General features: G+C 64.3%; 24 protein-coding genes and 1 pseudogene. 10 read left to right on the forward strand and 15 right to left on the reverse strand.

What is annotated here, in order from left to right; genetic code table 11:
* Position 1: 1 nt before the first annotated feature.
* Entirely contained in the window at positions 2 to 376 is a 375-nt protein-coding gene (locus BRA1417_RS0126870) for a hypothetical protein (protein ID WP_027518451.1), read from the reverse strand.
* 288 nt (positions 377 to 664) lie between these two features.
* Between BRA1417_RS0126870 and BRA1417_RS44985 the strand changes: the two genes are divergently transcribed.
* Positions 665 to 922, forward strand: coding sequence for a hypothetical protein (locus BRA1417_RS44985; RefSeq protein ID WP_007603214.1), 258 nt, complete (start codon positions 665 to 667; stop codon positions 920 to 922).
* A gap of 21 nt (positions 923 to 943) precedes the next feature.
* Here BRA1417_RS44985 and BRA1417_RS0126880 read toward each other — a convergent pair whose 3' ends face one another.
* From BRA1417_RS0126880 to BRA1417_RS0126910, 7 genes are all read right to left on the reverse strand, one after another.
* Positions 944 to 1132 carry a hypothetical protein gene (locus tag BRA1417_RS0126880; RefSeq protein ID WP_027518453.1) on the reverse strand — a complete coding sequence of 63 codons (189 nt, stop codon included), beginning with the start codon at positions 1130 to 1132 and terminating at the stop codon, positions 944 to 946.
* A gap of 10 nt (positions 1133 to 1142) precedes the next feature.
* The gene (locus tag BRA1417_RS0126885) at positions 1143 to 1472 is read right to left on the reverse strand and encodes a four-helix bundle copper-binding protein (protein WP_007611368.1); all 330 of its coding nucleotides are present in this window, start codon (positions 1470 to 1472) and stop codon (positions 1143 to 1145) included.
* Positions 1473 to 1573: 101 nt separating this feature from the next.
* Complete coding sequence (locus BRA1417_RS0126890; protein WP_027518454.1) at positions 1574 to 2518, reverse strand: cation diffusion facilitator family transporter; 945 nt, start codon at positions 2516 to 2518, stop codon at positions 1574 to 1576.
* A gap of 18 nt (positions 2519 to 2536) precedes the next feature.
* Positions 2537 to 3442 (reverse strand): NAD(P)/FAD-dependent oxidoreductase, encoded by a 906-nt coding sequence (locus BRA1417_RS0126895; RefSeq protein WP_027518455.1) that lies wholly within the window; start codon positions 3440 to 3442, stop codon positions 2537 to 2539.
* The gene (locus BRA1417_RS0126900; RefSeq protein ID WP_027518456.1) at positions 3439 to 4515 is read right to left on the reverse strand and encodes a flavodoxin family protein; all 1077 of its coding nucleotides are present in this window, start codon (positions 4513 to 4515) and stop codon (positions 3439 to 3441) included. Before BRA1417_RS0126900 ends, BRA1417_RS0126895 begins: the two co-directional genes overlap by 4 nt.
* Before the next feature lie 80 nt (positions 4516 to 4595).
* Positions 4596 to 4796, reverse strand: a complete 201-nt coding sequence (locus BRA1417_RS0126905) for a hypothetical protein (RefSeq protein ID WP_027518457.1) — start codon at positions 4794 to 4796, stop codon at positions 4596 to 4598.
* A gap of 2 nt (positions 4797 to 4798) precedes the next feature.
* Complete coding sequence (locus BRA1417_RS0126910) at positions 4799 to 5005, reverse strand: hypothetical protein (RefSeq protein ID WP_018455208.1); 207 nt, start codon at positions 5003 to 5005, stop codon at positions 4799 to 4801.
* A gap of 310 nt (positions 5006 to 5315) precedes the next feature.
* Between BRA1417_RS0126910 and BRA1417_RS0126920 the strand changes: the two genes are divergently transcribed.
* Entirely contained in the window at positions 5316 to 5600 is a 285-nt protein-coding gene (locus BRA1417_RS0126920; RefSeq protein ID WP_027518458.1) for a hypothetical protein, read from the forward strand.
* A gap of 48 nt (positions 5601 to 5648) precedes the next feature.
* Here BRA1417_RS0126920 and BRA1417_RS0126925 read toward each other — a convergent pair whose 3' ends face one another.
* From BRA1417_RS0126925 to BRA1417_RS0126945, 5 genes are all read right to left on the reverse strand, one after another.
* Complete coding sequence (locus BRA1417_RS0126925) at positions 5649 to 5861, reverse strand: hypothetical protein (RefSeq protein WP_027518459.1); 213 nt, start codon at positions 5859 to 5861, stop codon at positions 5649 to 5651.
* Between the two features lie 134 nt (positions 5862 to 5995).
* Complete coding sequence (locus tag BRA1417_RS0126930; RefSeq protein ID WP_027518460.1) at positions 5996 to 6742, reverse strand: Crp/Fnr family transcriptional regulator; 747 nt, start codon at positions 6740 to 6742, stop codon at positions 5996 to 5998.
* Positions 6742 to 9909, reverse strand: coding sequence for a CheR family methyltransferase (locus BRA1417_RS0126935; RefSeq protein ID WP_027518461.1), 3168 nt, complete (start codon positions 9907 to 9909; stop codon positions 6742 to 6744). Before BRA1417_RS0126935 ends, BRA1417_RS0126930 begins: the two co-directional genes overlap by 1 nt.
* 346 nt (positions 9910 to 10255) lie before the next feature.
* The gene (locus BRA1417_RS0126940) at positions 10256 to 10522 is read right to left on the reverse strand and encodes a hypothetical protein (protein WP_027518462.1); all 267 of its coding nucleotides are present in this window, start codon (positions 10520 to 10522) and stop codon (positions 10256 to 10258) included.
* Positions 10523 to 10529: 7 nt separating this feature from the next.
* Positions 10530 to 11537, reverse strand: a complete 1008-nt coding sequence (locus BRA1417_RS0126945) for a chemotaxis protein CheB (RefSeq protein WP_027518463.1) — start codon at positions 11535 to 11537, stop codon at positions 10530 to 10532.
* 85 nt (positions 11538 to 11622) lie between these two features.
* Between BRA1417_RS0126945 and BRA1417_RS0126950 the strand changes: the two genes are divergently transcribed.
* A complete protein-coding gene (locus BRA1417_RS0126950) occupies positions 11623 to 12027 on the forward strand; it encodes a response regulator (protein ID WP_027518464.1) in 405 nt (134 codons plus the stop codon).
* 346 nt (positions 12028 to 12373) lie between these two features.
* Here the strand turns inward: BRA1417_RS0126950 and BRA1417_RS0126965 are convergent, their stop codons facing one another.
* Entirely contained in the window at positions 12374 to 13156 is a 783-nt protein-coding gene (locus tag BRA1417_RS0126965) for an SDR family oxidoreductase (protein WP_027518465.1), read from the reverse strand.
* Positions 13157 to 13340: 184 nt separating this feature from the next.
* On the opposite strand from BRA1417_RS0126965, the gene BRA1417_RS0126970 reads away from it, so the two are divergent.
* From BRA1417_RS0126970 to BRA1417_RS0126990, 5 genes are all read left to right on the forward strand, one after another.
* Positions 13341 to 14516 (forward strand): zinc-dependent alcohol dehydrogenase, encoded by a 1176-nt coding sequence (locus BRA1417_RS0126970; RefSeq protein WP_027518466.1) that lies wholly within the window; start codon positions 13341 to 13343, stop codon positions 14514 to 14516.
* A 12-nt stretch (positions 14517 to 14528) separates the two neighbouring features.
* Positions 14529 to 15071, forward strand: coding sequence for a hypothetical protein (locus BRA1417_RS0126975; RefSeq protein ID WP_027518467.1), 543 nt, complete (start codon positions 14529 to 14531; stop codon positions 15069 to 15071).
* Between the two features lie 40 nt (positions 15072 to 15111).
* Positions 15112 to 16716 carry an alpha-amylase family glycosyl hydrolase gene (locus BRA1417_RS0126980; protein ID WP_027518468.1) on the forward strand — a complete coding sequence of 535 codons (1605 nt, stop codon included), beginning with the start codon at positions 15112 to 15114 and terminating at the stop codon, positions 16714 to 16716.
* Between the two features lie 143 nt (positions 16717 to 16859).
* On the forward strand, positions 16860 to 17039 hold the full coding sequence (locus BRA1417_RS0126985; protein ID WP_027518469.1) for a hypothetical protein: 180 nt from the start codon (positions 16860 to 16862) through the stop codon (positions 17037 to 17039).
* Positions 17036 to 18196, forward strand: a complete 1161-nt coding sequence (locus BRA1417_RS0126990) for a DUF305 domain-containing protein (protein ID WP_027518470.1) — start codon at positions 17036 to 17038, stop codon at positions 18194 to 18196. The genes BRA1417_RS0126985 and BRA1417_RS0126990 overlap by 4 nt, the downstream gene beginning before the upstream one ends.
* An 11-nt stretch (positions 18197 to 18207) precedes the next feature.
* Here the strand turns inward: BRA1417_RS0126990 and BRA1417_RS0126995 are convergent, their stop codons facing one another.
* Positions 18208 to 18816, reverse strand: a complete 609-nt coding sequence (locus BRA1417_RS0126995) for a cysteine hydrolase family protein (RefSeq protein WP_027518471.1) — start codon at positions 18814 to 18816, stop codon at positions 18208 to 18210.
* Positions 18817 to 19072: 256 nt separating this feature from the next.
* Between BRA1417_RS0126995 and BRA1417_RS40900 the strand changes: the two are divergent.
* Positions 19073 to 19701, forward strand: a pseudogene (locus BRA1417_RS40900) (DUF1326 domain-containing protein).
* 65 nt (positions 19702 to 19766) lie between these two features.
* Positions 19767 to 20573, forward strand: a complete 807-nt coding sequence (locus tag BRA1417_RS0127005; protein WP_027518472.1) for a DUF2182 domain-containing protein — start codon at positions 19767 to 19769, stop codon at positions 20571 to 20573.
* Positions 20574 to 20655: the final 82 nt, after the last annotated feature.

Below are 20655 nucleotides of genomic sequence, written 5' to 3' on the forward strand. Positions count from 1 at the left end.
CCTACTGTCGCATGATGTTGGCGACGCAGAGCAAGACGATCAGCGCCAGGAAGAACAGGTCCATATAGGACTTGACCTCGCCGTCGCGCCGCAGCCGGGCGACGTCGAGCACGACCTGCCTGCGCGCGTTCGTTCCGCCCGCGCCGTCATTGATCGGCCCTTGCAGCCGCTTGGTCTCAGCCTCCAGCCGCTCGATCTTCTGGTAGAAGTAGAACGCCCGCAGCGTCGAGGCCGCGCGCATGCCGGTATAGACCAGCACCAGGATCGCGATGATCGCCCGGTTCTGGTATTTCTCCATGAAATTCAGGCTGAAATAGACCATCGCCATGAATGCGAAGTTGGTCACGAAGCGATAGACGAAGCTTAGAAAGACCATGCGGGCTCAAGCCTTGAAGGGTGGCGCAACCGGACCGTGTTGCAAATGCGGGGATCAGGAGCCCAGACCGGAACAGCCGGCCTGAATGCCATGCAGGCCCGTCTACGCCAACTTTGTTTCAACAAAGATACTATTGCCCCGGCAATGCCGCCTTTTAGCCACGCCCGGCCATAATGCAAGCTGCAGCACGGCCGCCGGTCCGGTCCGCGCGCCTGCCGGCTGCAACGGCTCCTTGGAGATTTGGCGGAAGTCCCGATAGACTGGGGCCGCCACATGTGGGGTCTGCCGATGCCGAAGAAGGGAATCACCGGCCACGACGACTGGGTTCTGACCGAGGCGCTCGCGACTGCGCTGGTCGCGCTGGAGCAGCTCGACACCAAGCACCAGCCGAGCGCGCACATGGACGACATCCGCAAGATGCTCTCGAACGGCAAGGAGCCGGCGGCGGTGAGCCTGCATCTCGCCCAGGCCAAATGCCGGCTGTTTCCCGACCTCGATCCGCTGGAGATCTACCGGGAATACGGCATCGGCGAGGAATATGGCTGAGGCTGCGGCTAGCCGTCGGACCTAAGGCCCGCCGGCGATCGATCCGGCGATCACCATGACCAGCGCGGCCAAGTCGATCTTGCCGTTGACGATCAGCTCCTCCGAGGCTTTCGCGTCGTCCGCCCGTTCGACCTTCAGCGATTGCGGCCGGTTGGCCGCCTGCCGCTTCAGCTCCTCGACGATGGCTTCCGTGAGTTTCTCTTCCAGCATGGGCTTGTCCTCAGGCCGCCATCGCACGGCAGGATTGTGCGCAGGAGCGGCACATGGCGACGCACTCGTCCATGCCGCCGACCCGCTCGCAATCCTCGGCGCATTCGCTGCAGATTTCGGCGCATTCGCCACATGTGTGCCGGTGATGCGGCGTATTGATCAGCATGAAATGCGCCGCCGTCCGGCACATTTCGGCGCACGCCATCATCAGGCGGAAATGCTTGGGTTCGACGTGCTTGCCGCCGGTCTCGAGGCAATGGTTCATCGCGGTGCCGAGGCAGGTCTGATAGCAGCTCATGCACAGCGCGATGCAGCGCGTCATGTCTTCGGATTGAGCCATCCGGTGTCTCCAATGCTCGCCCCCTGCCCCGGTCAACCAGGGGGATGTTGTGATCGTTCCTGCCGTCGTGCCGATTGTGACGTCCAGGGAACCCCGCAAAGCTAGCCGTAGCGCCTCGCGCGCACCGCCCGGTAGCGAGCATCGGTCTGCGGCTTGATGAACAGCGCCGCCACGCTTGGATGGCGTTTGCGTATCTCGGCCTCGATCGAAACGACGCATCGCTCGATGTCGTCGGCGCGCTTGTCATCCGCAAATTCGATGCTGAGGGCCGCAACGACCTCGACCGGCGACAGCTGCACCGTCAGAAGACCGTTGGCCCTGAGCACGCCGGGCGAACGTCTTGCGATGTCGAGGACCGATCGCGCAAGCTCCGGATCGGCAGGCTCGCCGATCAGCAGGCTCTTGCTCTCGCGCGCGAGACCGATCGACACGATCGCCAGCAATATCCCGATCAGGATCGAACCGATCCCGTCCCAGACCGGCTGGCGCAGCCATACGGCGGCCGCGGTGGCCGCTGCGGCAATGGCGATGCCGACCAGCGCCGCGCTGTCCTCGAGCAGCACCATGAATGCCGGAGGATCCTTGCTGCGAACGAAAGCCTGATAATATCCGAACCGCTGGCCGTCGGAGCTGAAGCGCCGCAGGGCAACCAGCCAGGAGCCGCCTTCAAACAGGAACGACAGCCCGAGCACCACGAAGCTGACGATCGGACTTTCGATCGGCTCCGGTGCGGCGACATGCAGAACGCCCTGATACAGCGAGACACCTGCGCCCAGCGCGAAGATCAGCAGCGCAACGATGAAGCTCCAGAAATACAGCTCGCGCCCATAGCCGAGCGGATGAGATTCGTCGGGCGAACGGCTCGCGCGCCGGTAGCCGTAGAGCAGCAGGATCTCGTTGGTCGTGTCGACGAGCGAATGCACCGCTTCGCTCGTCATGGCCGAACTTCCCGTCCACGCCGCGGCGCCGATCTTCGTGACCGCGACGAGAACATTGCCGAACAGCGCCGCATAGACCGCGGTCTTCGAGGATGATTCTGTTGCCAATGTCCGATACCCCGTTCCTCATGCCAGCCGCCGCGGAAGGCTGTTATGGATCGTGCAGGCGGCGAGCGCGGCGTGGCCGAACGCGACCGAGATCTGGTGCAGGTCAGTGACGACGTCGCCGATCCCGTAGAGCCCGTCGACCGAGGTGCGCTGATGGTCGTCGACTTTCAGATGGCCGTCTGCGGTGTGTTCGGCCCCAAGCGTCATCGCGAGATGCGAGCGCACTTCCGCACCCATCACCGGGTAGACCATGTCGAATTGCGCCGTGTGGCCGTCTGCGAAGACGGCCTCGACGCCGTTGTCTCTCCGCCTCAGGCGCAGGCCGGGCGCGACGACGATCTCGACCCCCGCTTCATTCAGCTCCAGTGCCGCGGCCTTCCCGTCATCCTCGCCCGTTGCCAACAACGTCACGTCGCGCGAATAGCCGCGCATGAAGAGCGCCTTGCCGGCGGCGCGGTGAAGCGGACCGACGATGCCGATGCGACGGCCGATCGCCTCGTAGGCGTCGCAGACGGGGCAGTAGCGCAACAGCCCGTCCGCGACCGCCGTGCGCCATTCGTCGAACGGCGGATGGGCGTCGACGATGCCGCTGGCAAGGATGACGGTGGCGGCCGTATGCGCGCCGCCGTTCCAGATCGCCTGAAAACCTTGCTCGTGTCGCCGCAAGGCTGTGACCTCGGCATCAACGCGCGTGACCGCGAGCTCGCCCAGTTGCGCGGACATGCGCGCGAGCAGGTCGGTACCGGACAGGCCGTGGACGAAACCCGGCACATTGTGACTGCGCGGGATCAGCGCCGCCCGGCTCGCGCCCGCGTCCACGACACAGACGCGGCGCCGAAATCGCGCGAGGTAGATCGCAGCCATCAGCCCGGCCGGGCCGCCGCCGACGATCAGGCAATCATACGGCTGATCAATCGCCGTCATTTGGGGTTTGGATCCGACAGGCCCGCACCGGGCTCGCGAAGCTTCCCGCTCCGCGCCAGCCGGACCGCATTGCCGAGCGCGCGCGCGACGTTCTGCACCTCCGTCTGGAACGCCCTGTCGTCATCGAGGTCGCGGTGCGAGGTGGCGTATGGCTCCATGTAGCCGACATAGCCATCGAGCTCGGCGAAGCGGCCCGCCGAGATCAGCTGCATGTCGGTCAACCAATCCGACAAGGCCCGGCGCACGCCCTCGGCACCGACCGCATCGCCGTGAACGACAAGACCGAAATGACGGCCGGCGAGATGGCGCGGATAAGACCAGCCCTTCAACTCCAGCGCCTTGGCTTCGGCCGCCTTCTTGCCGTGGGTCGAGGTCGGATCGGGATTGCCGCCGTCGGCGCAGACCATGCGATCCATCATCGCCTTCAGTCCGGCGGGCACGTGATACCAGTTCACCGGCGCGACGATCAGGATGCCGTGGGCTGCGACCCACAGCGGATAGATATCGTTCATCCAGTCGTCGGTCTGCCCCAGCGAATAGTTCGGATAGCAGCTGCACGGCCAGTGGCAGAGCGGCATCGCGGTTCCGACGCAGGATTTGCAGGGATGGATGGTCTTGCCGAACTCCGAGGCCAGACGCGACAGATCGAGGATGTCGACGGCAAATCCAAGCTCGGCAAAGACCGGCTCGGCGAGCTCGACCAGGCGCCAGGTCTTGGACATCTCGCCGGGACAGGTGTGCTCGCTACGGGCCGAGCCGTTGATGATGAGGATGCGCGGCGTCTCGTCCGCATCGTCATGGCGCCGCTGCGCCGCCAGTATGTTCGCGCGCGCATCGAGCCAGTCGACGGCGATGTCGTAATCGGGATCGGCGAATCCCGCGCCCGCCTTTCGCGTCAGCGGGGCCTTGCGTGAATTGCTGTAGGCGTCCCAGGCCGCGCCGACGATGGCGTCGAGCTCGCGCTGGAGCGGTGCAAAGGCGGGATCGACGAACCGGCTCCTGTAGCGGCGCTCGAAGGCCTCGCGCGAGAGCTTGACGGGCGGCATCCCCTTGCGAATGTCGGCTTCCGTCATGCTGGCTCCTCGCGAGGTCGGTACAGTCCGACCAACCCGGGGCGCAGCGTGCGGTTCCTTCTTCCTCTCCTCTCGTCGTCCTACTGGCGAACAACTTCCGCCGGCACATCGAACTGCGCGATGCGCTGGTCCAGCCGCCACAGTTCGATGCGGTGCACCAGCACCAGCGAGGCAGCCTCGCGCTTGGCCTGCTCATCATCGTCGCAGACCAGGTTGATGCATCCAAACACATGCCCGTCCGGATCGATCTGGAACGCGCGGTAGTGCTTGATGCTCCGCATCGTCATCCTCCCCGTCTCGGGTACACGGGTTCGCTCAGCCAGTCCGTCAGGTTCGAGGTCACCTCGTTCTGCTTGGCGCGCTGAAGCAGCATGTCGCGCTCCTTGCCGGGCGGCAGGCTGCGCGCGCGCTCGCGAGCGGTTTGGGCGAATGCCGCCAACCGCTCCTGGAGCGATTGGGTCTGTTTCCTGCGGTTGCGTTTCGCGGTCATTGTACTTTCACAAAGCCCTTCAGATGGAAGGAATTGGGATGGGAGAATTGGCCCCGGCGGGAGGTCGGCGCCGGGGCCAGAGTTTCGTGCCGGTTGGGGCGGCCCAGCCCGGCAGTGTTGGGCAGCTTCGGCCGCAACCGCAGGTTCCGGCATTTCAATAAGTTAACAGTGCGTGATTTTGCTGATGCGAAACGAAGCGGCCGAGCAGCGACGGATGCGCGCCTTCCCTTCGCGCGCTGGCGCCGCTTCGACTGCGCCGGAACCGAAATGCTGATTCGCTGATTGATGAAGGACTTGAAGGAGGATCATCATGGCGAAAGCAGCATGGAAACGGCCGGGCTCACCGATCGGCCGCAAGGGCCCGCGCAAGGCAAATCCCGCGTACAAGCGGCGGGCGCGCGAACGGTGGACACCTGCGGATGTGAGCAAGCTCAAGCAGCTCGCGAAAGGAAACACGCCCACGGGCGTCATGAGCATCAAGCTGCAGCGTCCGGTCGCGGCCATTCGCAGCAAGGCGCAGCGCGAAGGCATTTCGCTGAGACCCGTCAACCGCTCGCCTTACAACAGGCGATCCAAAGCAGCGAAGCGGCGCTGACTGGCGCGCCCATCCCGGCGCATGCTGCACGTTTGGTGTCGTCGGCTCCTATTCCGGCGGCAGGCGGTGCCGGAGATCCTGTCCGTCCCGGTTGTCGCGAAGGGCCTTGAGCTCCGAGCGCAACATCGCGCTTTCCATCACCACGCGGCGCACCTCGCGCGTGGCGTCATCAAGCTGATCCGCGACCGCTCGGCGCTGCGCTCGGAGGGCGCGGCTCGCTTCGATCGCGCGCTCAGCGCGGGCAAGCAGGACGTCGTTCATGGAAGGACGATAGGAGATCCGGGACGAAACCGCCTTTACGTAAGTTACGTCAATTACTCAAAACCAGCCATTCGCTCAAAAACATTCGCGAGCGCTAACCTGGATCAAGTATCTCGGAACAGCCGAGAAGACGCTTAGCTTCGTCGATAGAGTTGCAGATAGCTCGGCGAGAACAGCGCCGCGTCCTTGAGCGCATCGAGATCGGTGATGGTCAGCGTGCGATCGCGCAGCACGATCAGGCCGGAGGCGCGCAACTCCTGAACGGTGCGATTGAGATGCACCACCGACAGGCCGGTGGCGTCCGCAAGATCCATTTGCGTCACCGGCATCACGCAGGAATTGCCTTCGACCAAGCCGACTGGACGCAGCCGCTCGATGATCTCGCAGAACAAATGGGCCACGCGCTCGAAGGCCACCCGTCGCCCGAGATTGATGGCCCATTCGCGCTGAATGGCGCTGTTGACGAGAGTCTCGCACAAGAAAGCTTCCGCCAGCGAGCGGTCGGCAGCCAACAGACTCTCGAACCGCGCGCGCTTGATTTCGGTGTAGACGACCGGCGTCATCGCCGCGATGGAATGATCCATCACCGGCAGCAGGAAGGCGTGCGCATCGCAACTCTCGCCGGGAAAAAGAAAATTGACGATCTGGCGCCGGCCATCCTCGAGCGTCTTGTAGCGGCAGAGCCAGCCCGACAGCACGAGGCGGACGCTGTCGACCGGATCGCCTTCCGAGATCAGATCCTCGCCCGCCCCTGCGCGCTGGAGGCCCTCGAGCATCGCGTATTCGAGCGAGGTGCGGGCCTCCGTCGACAACGGCCTCAGCACGTTCAGCCGGCGAATGACCGGGTCCACCTGGCTGCGATCGAGCGTCGACAAGGGCATTAGCTGGCCACCGCCGGTGTATGAAACGCCCGCTTGCTGAGGGGAATGGTGATCGTGCATTCCAGCCCCCTGGGATTGAATGCCATCGTGGTCTGCCCCTTGAACTCGAATGCGAGTGTGCGCTCCAGTAGCTCGGTCCCAGATCCTTTGTGCGGCGGCGGCGCAACCGGCGGCCCACCGCGCTCCCGCCACTCGAACACCAGCTCCGCCGGATCGGTGCCCTGCTCGATGCGCCAGGAAATCTCGATGCGACCTGTCGGCCGGCTCAGGGCGCCGTATTTCAGCGCGTTGGTTGCGAGCTCGTGAATGGCAAGCGCGAAAGTTTCCGCGGCCTTCGACTGAAAACGCACGGTGGGGCCGCTGACCCGTACCTGCTCTCCTTCCCTGGCATTATAGGCCAGCAGCTCCTCGACGGCGAGGTATTCGAGATCAACGCCGCCCTCGGGATCGCGGGTCACCAGCGCCTGGGTACGGGCGAATGCGTTGAGCCGGCCATCGAGATGGGAGGCAAACTCCTCGACCGTCGAACTGCTATCGGCCGTGCGACGGGCGATCGAGCGCACCACGCCCAGCGTGTTGCGGACCCGGTGCTGGAGCTCGGCCAGCAGCAGGCGCTGCCGCTCCTCGGCGCGGGTAATCGCGGTGATGTCGACAAAGGTGATGACGACCCCGGCGATGAAGTTGTCGATACTGCGATAGGGCAGGATGCGGACCATGTAGCGCGTGCCGCTGGCCGGGTCCCTCAGCTCGCGCTCAGCAATGGCAAGCGTCCGCAGGACCCCGCGAATGTCGTCGTATAGCTCCTCGATGGGAATACGGGCCTTGATGTGCGCGATCGGGCGGCCCCTGTCGGTTTCGATGAGATGCAGAACCTGCGTGATCGCCGGCGTGAAGTTCATCACGCGCAAATCGTTGTCGAGGAACACGGTCGCGATTTGCGTGCTCTCCAGAAAATTCTCGAGGTCGCTGGTGGCGCGTGTCAACTCCTGGACGCGGTGAGCCAGTTCGCCGTTGACGGTGGTCAGCTCCTCGTTGACCGACTGCAATTCCTCGCGTGAGGTTTCGAGCTCTTCGTTTGCGGACTGAAGCTCTTCATTGAGCGACTGATATTCCTCGTTCGAGGACTTGAGCTCCTCGTTGGTGCTTTCGAGCTCTTCGATGGTCGCCTGAAGGCGCTCCCGCGTCGTCCGCAGCTCACCTTCGATACGCTCGACATGCTCGGTCTGCACCAGCGCATTGGGCTTGCCCTCGCCTGCATTGGCGGCGCGCACCGGACCGTCCTTGAACAGCACGACGAAATTGCGATGGCCCCCGCCGCCATCCTGGATCGGCTCCACCGTGATGTCGACGGGAATGTGCTGGCCGTTCGCGCCGAGCTGCACCTGCTCGGCATAGGCCGGCTCGTTGGTCTCCTCCGCGCGGCTGAGCACCGCGCGCAGGTCCAGGCGGAGATCGCGGTGGACGAGTTGGAGCAGATCGAGCGTGGCAGCGCCTGCCGTCGGTTCGATGTAGCGGCCGGTGCGCCCGGAAAAGTGCAGAACCTGAAAGTTGCCGTCGGTAATGACATAGGCAGGAGCGTAGCGCTCGGCGATCCGCTGCGCGCGGCGCTCCAGCCCGACATCGGGGCGGAAAGAGCGCGGCGGCGCCAGCTCGAGGGTTGCCCTCCCCGCGGCGGTGGTGATCGGAAATTCGGGCGGCAGCCGCGTTCCGGTGTCGAGCTTCTTGAAGATTCGGGCGCGGCGGTCGATCGGCACGAACAGTTTTGGATGCCGCGTAACGTTCTCGGAATTGCCGAGGAACAGGAAGCGATCCGGCAGGAGCGCGAAGTGGAATAGCGGAATCACCCGGTTCTGCAGCTCAGCATTGAGATAGATCAGCAGGTTGCGGCAGGAGACGAGATCGAGCTTCGAGAACGGTGCGTCCTTGATCACGTTGTGCTGCGAGAAGATGCACATCTCGCGCAGCTCCTTGACCACGCAATAGGTATCGCCCTCGCGCACGAACCAGCGCGCCAGGCGCTCGCTGGTCATGTCGGCCTCGATCTTGGTGCGGTAGCGGCCGACGCGCGCGGTCGCCAGCGCTCGTCCGTCGATGTCGGTCGCGAAGATCTGAACCTGCGGTGGCGAGTCCATCTTGGCCATGTGCTCGCGCAGGAGGATGCCGATCGAGTAGGCCTCCTCTCCGGTGGCGCAGCCGAGCACCCACATCCGAACCTGCTGGCCTGCGCCCTTGCCTTCGAACAGCTTCGGGACGACCTGGCTCTCGAGCACCTCAAATTCGCGCTTGTCGCGGAAGAATTCGGTGACGCCGATCAAGAGGTCGTTGAAGAGGTCCTGCGCCTCGTCCTGGTCGTTGCGCAGGAAATCGACATAAGCGGAAATGTCGGCGATCTGAACCACCTGCATCCGCCGCTGCACGCGACGCAGGAAGGTGTTCTGCTTGTAGCCGTGAAAATCATTGCCGGTCTTGCTGCGCAGGATGTCGGCAATGCGCGACAGCGAGGTCGCTGCGGCCGCCAGCACCTCATCGAACCCCTGCTTCTCCTCCAGCCGCCGCAGATGACGGGCATAGACCTGGATGTGCTCGGCGATGTCTTCCGCGGTCAGCACGTAATCGGCGATCGCCGCCGGCCTGTTGGCGTCCTTCAGATCATCAGCCCCGTCGCTCGCGCCCTTTTCGGCGATGGCGAGACCACCGTGATCCTTTAGCGTCGCGGTCCCCAGCGTGCCATCGTCGCCGATGCCGGACAGGATCACGCCGATCGATTGCTCGGCGCGTTCTTCCGCCAGAGACACCAGGAAGCTGTCGATCGTGGCCCGCTCGCCGGGCGCCTGCTCGGCCGCGCGGACCGCGAAGCGACCGCCATGGATCGTCGTGATCATCGCCGGCGGGCACAGATAGATCGTGCCGCCGGCGACGGCTTGGCCGTCACTGATGTCAGCGATCTTGCCGCCGTTGGAGTTTTGCACGATCCGGCGCAGCCGCGGCTCGTCGAGCGCCTCGTGATGTTGCAGCGCCAGCACGACGGCCTGATCGGCGCCCACGGTCAGCTTGGAAAAGAACCGCTCGACGCTATCCAGAGCTGTCGGCGCGGCGCCCACCCCGATGATCAGCGGAGACCTGGTCTGGCGCTCTCTTTCGACCGACTGGTCGCCGACTTCATGCATGGTCTCGGTAGCTCTCATTCATTGGCGCGAAACGGGACGCCCGCTCGCGGCAATAGCAGAAATGATGTTATCCCAATAGGTGGAAGGCGGAAATGTCGCGCTGCGTTCCATACGACGAACATCGTTGTCAATTGCCGACCAAAGGCCCACAGCCGGGGGCCGGTGATGCAGGCGTCCGACGACCTTGCGGCCCTGATCAGGCGGGCCGAGGGCGCCACCCAAACGGCCCGTCGGCTGCTCCAGGAGAACAATCGTTTGCGCCGCAGCGCGGAGCGGCAACTCGCTTTCATGTGGGAGCTGCATGTACGAGCTCGCGATGGAGCTCAAGTGGCCTGCTACCCCCGGATCACTCCGGACCGACTTGCTGCCGAAGATAGCTAATCCGCTGCTCGATCAGGACGCGATGCCGGAGCCATTCGGTCAGGGTCTGCTTCAGCACCTCGGCCAACCGTTCCGCCTGGCTCGCGTCGTGGCCATCCGCACTGAGTTCACGGATCCGATCCTCCTGATCGCGGATGCGCTGGCAACCCTCCTCGATGTCCCGGTCGGCCTTGATCAGCTGGCGGCGCTCGGTATCGAGCTGTTCGGTCCATTCGGTGACGGAAATGGTCATGGCGACCTCAAGCCTCCCGCTTGCGAACCGGAGGATCGAGCGACTTTAGCACGACGCGCCGGATCATGTCGGCATATTCGCGATATTCGGCGGCCCGCGCCTGGTACATCTCGGCAACCGCGGGCCGGCCGCTGCGCCGGCCGTCGGTGGCCATGCGCTGCACCAGCTCAGCCCGCTCCTCGATGATGCGCAGCGCGACCCTCAGGGCTTCATCCACTCGCCCCTCCTGCTCTTTTGCAAGGACGTCGGCGGCAAAGGCGTGGCCAACTTGGCAGCGAAAGCGCATCGGGCGCGATTCCTTGACCTCGGACAGCACGCCCCCACAGGCCGGACAGGTCAGCGCAACGGGATCAGCCAGCGACAGGAGATTGTCACTGCCGATGCGCTCGCCGGCCGCGATCTCGACCTCCAGCCGGATCTCCGGCGGAATCGGCAGCGCGGCGCCGGCAGCCTCCTTGGCGAGGTCGGACAATACATCGCCTATCCCGGCGCCGGGGACGCAAAGATCGATGATGGTCGCCTCCAGGGCGCTCCTTGGCATTTCATCGGCGATGGCGTCCGAGGGATCCTGAACCACCGAGATCCCGCCGCAACGCTTGATGGCGTTGAGACCGGCCGAACCGTCGGACAACAGGCCGCTCAGGAGCACACCGATCACGCGCGGGCCATAATTGATGGCGGCCGAGCGAAATAAGGCGTCGATGGCCGGCCGGACCATGTTCTCGCGCGGGCCGCGCCCGAGGAACACGCGATCTTCGGACAGCAGCAGATGATGGTCCGGTGCGGCCAGATAAACCTGGCCGGGCTCGATCTTCATGCCGTTTTCGGCCTGCCGGACCGGGAGCGGGCCGGCGCTGCTGGCGACCGTCGAGAGAATGCCGATGCCCTGCGCCGGGATGTGCAGCACGATGAACACCGCCGCGGGCAGATCCGGCGGCAGCCGGCCGAGGATCTGCTTCAGCGGTGCGGTCGCGCCGGCCGAGCCACCTATGACGATGATATCGCGGTTGCTCATGGAACCCGCTTTCGGTTGTGTGGTTATACCAAGGCCAGTCACCGCCTGATGTTCCTAGGGACCGGAAGGAAGCCACGGAAGCGCCATGGCGATAGCGTCCACATTGTCAGATCCGCAGTCGCCGCTCACGGGGCGCCGGATCTTCGTCGTCGAGGACGAATATTTTCTCGCCGATGACATCGGCAGGGCATGTCGCGAATTCGGCGCCGACATCGCGGGCCCCGTAGGCGATCTCGACGACGCGCTCAGGATCCTGCACGACGGCAGCGTCCTGGATGCCGCCGTGCTCGACGTGAACATCCGCAGCGAGATGATCTTTCCTGTCGCGCGCGAACTGAAGGCACGGAACATACCCTTCCTGTTCACGACCGGATACGACAAGGTCACGATCAGTCCGGAATTCCACGACGTGCCGATCCTGGAGAAACCGATTGATCTGCCGGCGATGGCCCACAGGCTCGCCGCGCTGATCGCCGATCCGCACGGTTGAGCCGCACCGCGATCAGAGCAGATGCGCGAAAGCGAGCCAAGCGGTCACCGCCAGGCACAGGAGCACCGCAGCATAGGGCAACGCGATCCGCAAATCAGCAGCCCTCCCCGCCATCAGCCCATCATCATCCAGACGATCGCCGCCATCATTACCAGAAAGCCCGTGATCGCCGTTGCAACAAAGGCCTGTTCGACGCGATCCATCGGCATCACAAGCCCCCTTTTTCCAGCCGAACCAGTCTGAGGGCTCGGGGAGCTTTGCGCATTAGGCTATGTGAATCGGCGTGCTCCTTTGTCGGTCCTTGAGATCGGCCGCAGCGCCCAGCAGAGATTGCGAGGGCATTGTCCTACGACTTCGCCGTGCCCGGCTCCGCCATCTTGCGATGCTGCTTGGCCAGCATCTCGTTCGGCGTGACGTTGGCGATGGTGGTCTGAAGCTTGTTCTTCATTCCGGTTACGATGTCGGACTCGCCGCGCAACATGGCGTCGAAGCCGGCCTTCGCGACGTCGTAAGCACTGTCCTTCGGCTCGGTGCCGACCTTGGTGTCCATCATGTCGGCGCGGCGGAAGAACTCGGTTTCGGTGGCGCCCGGCATCAGACAGGTGACGGTGACGCCGCTGTCGCGCAGCTCCTCGCGGAGCGCGAACGAGAATGAATCGAGGAAGGCCTTGCTGGCATTGTACACCGCCTGAAAACTGCCCGGCGTGAATCCGGCGATGGAGCCCGTGATCAGGATACGGCCCGAATTGCGGCGAAGCATCTCGTTGCCGGCGCGATGGATCAGATACAGCGTGCCGGTGATGTTGGTGTCGACGAGGTGCTTGATCCTGGCAAAATCCTGATCGAGGAAAGCCTTGCCGAGGCCGACGCCGGCATTGGCGAGCAGCGCGTCGATCGGCCGGTCGCCGACGGCGGCGCAGAGCTTGTCGACGCCTTGCGTGGTGGCAAGATCAGCCTGGACCGGCTCGACGCCGCCGCCGAGCCTGCGGAGATCGACGGCCACCCTCTCGATCTCGGGCTCATCCGCCGCGATGACAAGGTTGAAGCCCCCTTGGGCACAACATCTGGCGAGTTCCAGGCCGATGCCGGTGGAGGCGCCGGTGACGACGGCAAGTTGGTTGGCGGGCATGAGCGTATCCTTCTCGTATCCTGGCGATGGCGTTGATGACGCTCCAATGGCGGCAACCGCCTCTCGTTCCTATCCAAGCCAAACCTCACTCCGGAGAATGTGCGGTGCGAAGATTTTCCACGTGCAATAGCAACCATCGTTCGTTGTTCGACTTGGATGCCTCGTAACTCGCGGGAGGACAGAGATGAAGGCGCTGGTTTGGCACGGCAAGGAAGACATACGCTGCGACACCGTCACTGATCCGGAGATTCAGGATCCCCGCGATGCCATCATTAAAGTCACGAGTTGCGCCATCTGCGGCTCGGACCTGCACCTCTTTCACAACTACATTCCGGGCATGCTGCCCGGCGACATCATGGGCCACGAGACCATGGGCGAAGTGGTCGAGGTCGGCTCCGGCGTGGACGGCAAGCTGAAGAAGGGCGACCGCATCGTCGTGCCCTTCACGATCATTTGCGGCGAATGCGACCAGTGCAAGCGCGGCAATTACTCGGTTTGCGAAACCACCAATCGCAAGAGTCATCTCGCTGAAAAGGCCTTTGGTCATTCGGGCGCCGGCCTGTTCGGCTATACGCATCTGACCGGCGGCTATCCCGGCGGCCAGGCCGAATATCTGCGCGTGCCGTTCGCCGATGCTACCCACATCAAGGTGCCCGCGGGCATTCCCGACGAGCAGTTGCTGTTTCTCAGCGACATCTTCCCGACCGGCTGGCAGGCTGCTGTACAATGCGACATCGAGCCGACCGATACGGTCGCGATCTGGGGCTGCGGTCCCGTGGGGCAGATGGCGATCCGCAGCGCCATCCTGCTCGGCGCCAACCAGGTGATCGCGATCGACTGCCTGCCCGAACGGCTCAGCATGGCAGAAGCCGGCGGCGCCACCACCATCAATTTCGAAACCGAAAGCGTCCTGGAGCGGCTCGAGGAGCTCACCGACGGCAGAGGGCCCGAGAAATGTATCGATTGCGTCGGGATGGAATCGCATGTGATGGCCTCCCTACCCGACACACTGCTCGACCGCGCCAAGCAGATGGTGATGGTGGAGAGCGACCGGCCGCATGTCTTGCGCGAGATGATCTATGTCTGCCGGCCCGGCGGCATCATTTCCGTGGCGGGCGTATACAGCGGATTCTCCGACATGCTTCCGATGGGCGCCTTCATGAACAAGGGCCTGACGATGCGCACCGGCCAGACCCACGTCAACCGCTGGACCGACGACCTGCTCCACCGAATCGAGGAAGGCCAGATCGATCCGTCCTTCGTCATCACCCACACCGTCCCGCTTAGCCAAGGCCCCGAGATGTATCAGGTGTTTCGCGACAAGCGCGACTCCTGCGTCAAGGTCGTGCTGAAGCCCTGAGGAGCAAGATCCATGTTTCATTTCTCCAACATCGTTCGCACCAAGGGCGATCCGAAGATCGTCGAGGGCGGCCCGAGCCTGAAGCGGCCCGAAGACCAGCTCGCGCGTGCGCTCGGCTGGTTCAGCATTGGTCTCGGCGTCGTCGAATTCTTCGCGCCGCGACGCGTCACGGAAACGCTGGGCATGGAAGGCCATGAGACGCTGGTCCGCGCCTTTGGCGTGCGGGAAATCCTTGCCGGGGTCATGACCCTCTCGGTCGAGAAGAACGCCGGCCTGTGGGCCCGCGTCGGCGGCGACGGCCTCGATGCCGCCGCGCTACTCTCGGGCATGACCGCGGACAATCCCAAAAAGGGCAACATTGCGCTGGCGCTGCTGATGGTTGGCGGCATCGCGATGCTCGACTACCGCGCCGCGCAGGACACCAAGCCGCAGCGGCCGCCGCGCGACGCACGGCGCAAGCTGTATCCGAACCGCAGCGGCTATCCCAAGGGCATCGAGAGCGCCAAAACCGCGGCCAAGCAGATCGCAGCGCACGCCACGACGGGACGGACCTGAGGACGCACGAGGAGGTGATGCAAGACAGTGATGCAAGGCAATGAGCGACGAGTCCCGTAACAAAGGTGCGTGGTGGGAATCCGCCGTCATCTACGAAATCGCACTGATCTCGTTCCAGGACTCGGACGGCGACGGCAAAGGCGACCTCGCCGGCCTGACATCGCGGATCGACTATCTGAAATGGCTCGGCGTCGACGCGGTGTGGCTGACGCCGGTCTACAAGAGCCCCTTCCGCGACCTCGGCTACGACATCTCCGATTATTGCTCCATCGACCCCGCGTTCGGCAGTCTCGACGCGTTCGACCGCCTGCTGAAGGCGCTGCACGCGGCGGGGATCCGCGTGATCCTCGATCTCGTGCCCAACCATACTGCGAACGATCACGCATGGTTCGTCGAGAGCAGCAGCTCACGGAACAGCGCGAAGGCCGATTGGTACATCTGGGCCGACGCGGCCGAGAATGGCGGCCCGCCCAACAATTGGCTGAGCCGCTTCGGCGGCAGCGGCTGGGAATGGTGCGAGGCGCGGCGGCAATATTACTATCATTCCTTCCTGGTCGAGCAGCCCGATCTGAACTGGCGCAACCCGCAGCTGCGCGCCGAGATCGCCGATGTCATGCGCTTCTGGCTCGATCGCGGCGTCGACGGCTTTCGCGTCGATGCCAGCGCCGTCCTGATCAAGGACGCGCTGCTGCGCGACAATCCACATAACCCGCAAGCGAAGGGCAAGCCGCCGCCGCAGCGCCAGACGCCCGTCTTTACCGACGATCGGCCGGAGACGATGGATTGCATCGAATTCATCCGCGAGGTGATCGACGGGTATCCGGGGCGGATGTTGTGCGGCGAAGTCCAGGGCAAGACCGACCGCATCGGCCACTTCTACGGCAACGACCGACCGCGCCTGCATCTGCCGCTCAATTTTGCGCTGCTGGACTCGCAGTGGGACGCGCTGTCCCTTCAAGCAACGATCGACGCGTATTTCAACGCCATCCCGGATCATGCATGGCCGGTCTGGGTGGTCGGTGGTCACGACAAGCAACGGATCGCGAGCAAGATCGGCGACGCGCAGATGCGGGTGCTGGCGATGCTGCTGATGACGCTGCGGGGAACGCCGTTCTTCTTCATGGGCGACGAGATCGGCCGCAAGCGCGTTCCCATTCCGCCCGACCGCGTCCACGATCCCTTCGAGAAGCTCGTGCCGGGGTATGGCCTTTGCCGCGATCCCGAACGCGCGCCGATGCGATGGGATGACAGCAGCAACGGCGGCTTTACGACCGGCGATCCATGGCTGCCGCTGGAGCCTCCCGACGGCGCGGCCAACGTGGCCACGCAGCAGCGCGACGGGCGTTCGATCCTGGCGCTGTTTCGCGCGCTGATGACACTGCGGCGCGAGCAGGCGTGCCTGCGCCACGGCGGTTACGCGCCGCTGCGGGCGCAGAACGACGTTCTTGCCTACAGGCGGACGGGTGACGGCAGCGACATTCTGGTCGCGCTCAACATCGCCGGCGAGCCGCGGAAATGGCATTGGCAAGGTCGCGGCCGCCTGCTGATGTCCACCCATCTCGACCGGTCGTCCGAGCCGTTGCCGGACGCCTCCATCCTGCTCCGCGGCAATGAAGGCGTGATCATTGCACTCGAGCCACGATGACGGCCGAGGAACCATCCGCGCGTCAGAGAGTCTCATTCAACGCTTCCGACGCCCCGTGCCGGAGGCTGAATAGACGAAACCGCGGCCCTGGCGCTCATCCCCCTTCAAGCGCCGGGGTAGCGGCGTGAGCCTGGAGGCGGACCATGAGCAAGACCAAGGGCCTCGGTCAGCGGATCGCTGGCAAGGCGAAACAGGCCGTCGGCGAGATCGTCGGCGATCAGGATCTCCATGAGGAAGGCAAGGAGCAAGCGGAGCGCGGCCGGGACGAACAAGGCAAGCCGAGCGAGCTCAATCCGTTGAAGAAGCTCAATCAGCTGACGTGAACGCCCCCGCGCCGTCAGCCATTTCCAGTTCAATTCGCCCCGGTCATGAAGGCGCCTCACGGCGGCGCTCACGCTGGGTCGCCGCTGCCGAACTGGGCCTGATCAGCAGCACCTTCTCGACCATCGTCAGCCAGCTCTTCGCCGCGCGCATCGGACGCGATGCCGCCGTCGACTGGATGACGGTCGCCGCCATTCCCGCGCGCGATTGGGCGATCAGCGCAGAGCCGTCGTGGAGCGCGATCCTTGCCGGGATCGCCTTCCACCAATGGGCGGACTTCTCCTGGGCGCTGGTGTTCTTCGGTGTGCTCGGGCGCTGGACCGCCGACCTGCGGCCGCTGACGATCCTGCTGCTCGCGCTGCCTTGGGCCGTATTCTCTTCGAGCATGGAATGGTTTGTGCTGGTGCCGCTGTTTCCGTTCTGGCAGCCGCTGTTCACGCTGCAGCAACCCTACTGGATCGGCCTGCTCGTCCACGGCTCCTCGGCCGTGATGTATCCGCTGTTCGCCCGGTTGCGCTGGAGGCGAGGCGCGGCACCCGCGCGCAATGTTCGCTTCACCAATGCCTGGATCACCGGCGCGCTGGCCTTGATCGCGCTGCTCGGCGCGACCGCCTTATTCGGCAGCCATGGTTACGAGCCGCCGTGGGCCGGCCGCGACAGGGACGCGGACCAGACTTACATCCGTCACATGACCGCGCATCACGCCCAGGGCATCGCGCTGGCGCGGATCGCCGCGGAGCGCGCGCAGGACCCGCATCTGCGAAAGCTGGCGATGCTGATGGTCGCAAGCCAGACCGGCGAAAACCGGATTTTCGAGACCTGGTGGCTGAGCTGGTTCGACACCGAGATGCCCGATTGCAGCTCGGACGAACGTGCCGCCATGCCGGGCTTCCTGACCCAGGCCGAGATGCGGCAGGTCAAGGCCGCGCCTGCGGACCAGTTCGACCCGGTGTTCGTCGAGACGATGAGCAAGCATCACGCCGGCGCGGTCAGGATGGCCGACCAGATGTGGCATAGCGGCGGCGATCTGCGCCTGCGCGTGATGGCGCACGCCATCCGCCACGAGCAGCAGGGCGAGATCGCGCTGATGCACGGCGCCAGCGGCATTGCCGCCGTCGCTACGGCATTCCACAATATGCTGGCGGACAACGTCAACTGAGCCGATTGCCCCTACTCCCGCCAGAACTCCGCCAATTCCTCGGCGGTCATCAGATCGACCTGGCCGTGAAAGCGGGTGCGGTACATCGTCATGAGCGCATCATGGCCGACGTCGGACGAGCTGCACAGCGCATCCTCGACGATGACGACCCGAAAGCCGAGATCGACGGCGCTTAAGACCGTCGAGAGCACGCAGACGTCAGTCTCTGCGCCCGTGATCACGACTGTGCCGACGCTCTTCTCGATGAGCAGGCTCGCGAGGCCGGGATTGCTGAAGGCCGAATAGGCCGGCTTGTCGATGATGGCCGCCGGCGGAACGAACCGGCGCAGGGCCGGCACGAGTTCAAGACCGGACGGCGGAAGCTGTTTGCGGGTCGCCTGTCGCCAGCGACGAAAATAACTTTGCCATTGCCCCGGACGATCTTCCGGATCTTCGGGCGTAATGAATCGCGTGAAGATCGTTCTGGCCTGATGGCGCGAAACGATCGAGGCGATCGTCGGCAACACTCGCGCCATCCATGGCGTCGCCCAGAGACCGCCCGGAGCGAAGATGTTCTGCATGTCGATGCACAAGTGAACGGCGTCGCGGATGTCGGTCACTTCCGACGCGCTGTCTTTCATCGTCCTTCACCATCAGAAACATGGCCGCGCGCCGGGAGCCGGCATTTCCGCAGCGAGCTCACCGACTGCAAATGCGATCCCGACGCCATCGTTCCCCGGTCATCCGCGCCGGAGGAAGTGCTTGTCGGCGCAGACCAATCGGGAGAAGCCCGGCGTCGTGGAATCGGCTTGCGCCGCTTCCCAACCAAGCGTAATTTTCAACTCTACGTAGCTCATTCGAAAGCATCTATCGGGTTCGGCCAAGCGGGAGACAGCAATGGCGGATGTCCCATGGCACCTTTCCGGTGACTATTTCGAGAATTGCAATTGCAGCATCGTGTGCCCCTGCCTGGTGTCGGCGGCGCCCCCGTTGACCGCGCGACCGACCGAGGGCTTCTGCAACGTACCGCTGATCTTCCACGTCGAGACCGGCCGCTATGGCGATATCGCACTCGATGAGCTGAATGTGCTCGTCATCCTCCACGCACCTGGGGTCATGGCAGACGGAGACTGGTCGGTGGCTGCCTATATCGATCAGCTCGCCAACGATGACCAGACCGAGGCCTTGGCTGCAATCTTCACCGGCGGCGCCGGCGGTCCCATGGCCGCGTTCGCGCCATTGATCAGCAAGAACCTGGGGTGCGCAAGGTTCCGATTACGTTCCGGATCGACGGCAAGACGCGGTCGGCGGAAATCCCCGGCGTCCTGCACATGTCCGTCGATCCGCTGCCGACCATGCATCCGAGCGGCGAGATGTGGACAAACATCGGCCATCCGGTCAGCCCCGACGCCATGGTGATGGCCGTCGGCGCCGCCGGCAATACCTTCAGCGATCATGGCATGCGCTGGGACAATTCCGGCAAAAACGGCCTCTATGCGCCGATCCGCTGGTCGAACCAGGCGTGACGTAAACTCCCAATACCCGCCTGCGCCAGCGGCCGGCAATATCGATCGCACAACATCGATCGCAAATGACAGACAGCCCCCTGGAAGCCGTGCTGCGGCGCGATCGCTGGATCGGCGGCGGCGCGATCGTACTCATGGTCGCGTTGGCATGGAGCTATGTGCTCTGGCTCGCCAACGACATGGACATGGGCGGCATGGACATGACCGAGTTCCGCATGATCCCGGCCGGGATCGGAATCATGCTGCCGGCCGACGAGCCCTGGCGAGCGATCGAGTTCGCCTATGTGTTTCTGATGTGGGCGGTGATGATGATCGGAATGATGGCTCCCTCGGCCGCGCCCATGATCCTGATGTACGCGCGCGTAGGCCGACAGGGCAAAGCGCAGGGCAAGCCATTCGCCGCGACCGGCTGGTTCGCCGCCGGTTATCTTTTCGCCTGGTGCGGCTTTTCGTTGGCAGCCACCCTGCTCCAATGGGCGATCGAGCGGGCCGCCCTGCTGGATTCCCGGATGGCGATCGCGAGCAATCTGCTCGGCGCCATCGTGCTGATCGCGGCGGGCATCTATCAATGGACTCGGCTCAAAGACATCTGCCTCGCCCAATGCCAGTCGCCGCTTCTGTTCCTGATGCGCCACGGCGGCTTTCGCAGCGACCTGCGAGGCTGCTTGCTGCTGGGCTTTCGGCGTGGAGGCTATTGTGTCGGTTGCTGCTGGGTCTTGATGGCGCTGTTGTTCGTGGGCGGCGTGATGAACGTGCTCTGGATCGCGCTTTTGTCGTTGCTTGTACTTTTGGAGAAAGTCACGCCGGTGGGACGCTGGATCGCGCGCACTGCCGGGATCGCCTGTGTAGCCGCAGGCGCGTGGCTCCGCTGACCTTGCCGAAGTGATTGCGAGTTGCGGACGACGATCGCGCCGACTCTCGGCCGCGAGATCGAACATCGAGGACTTGGGGAGG

Source organism: Bradyrhizobium sp. WSM1417 (genome assembly GCF_000515415.1).
Classification (GTDB): Bacteria; Pseudomonadota; Alphaproteobacteria; order Rhizobiales; family Xanthobacteraceae; genus Bradyrhizobium.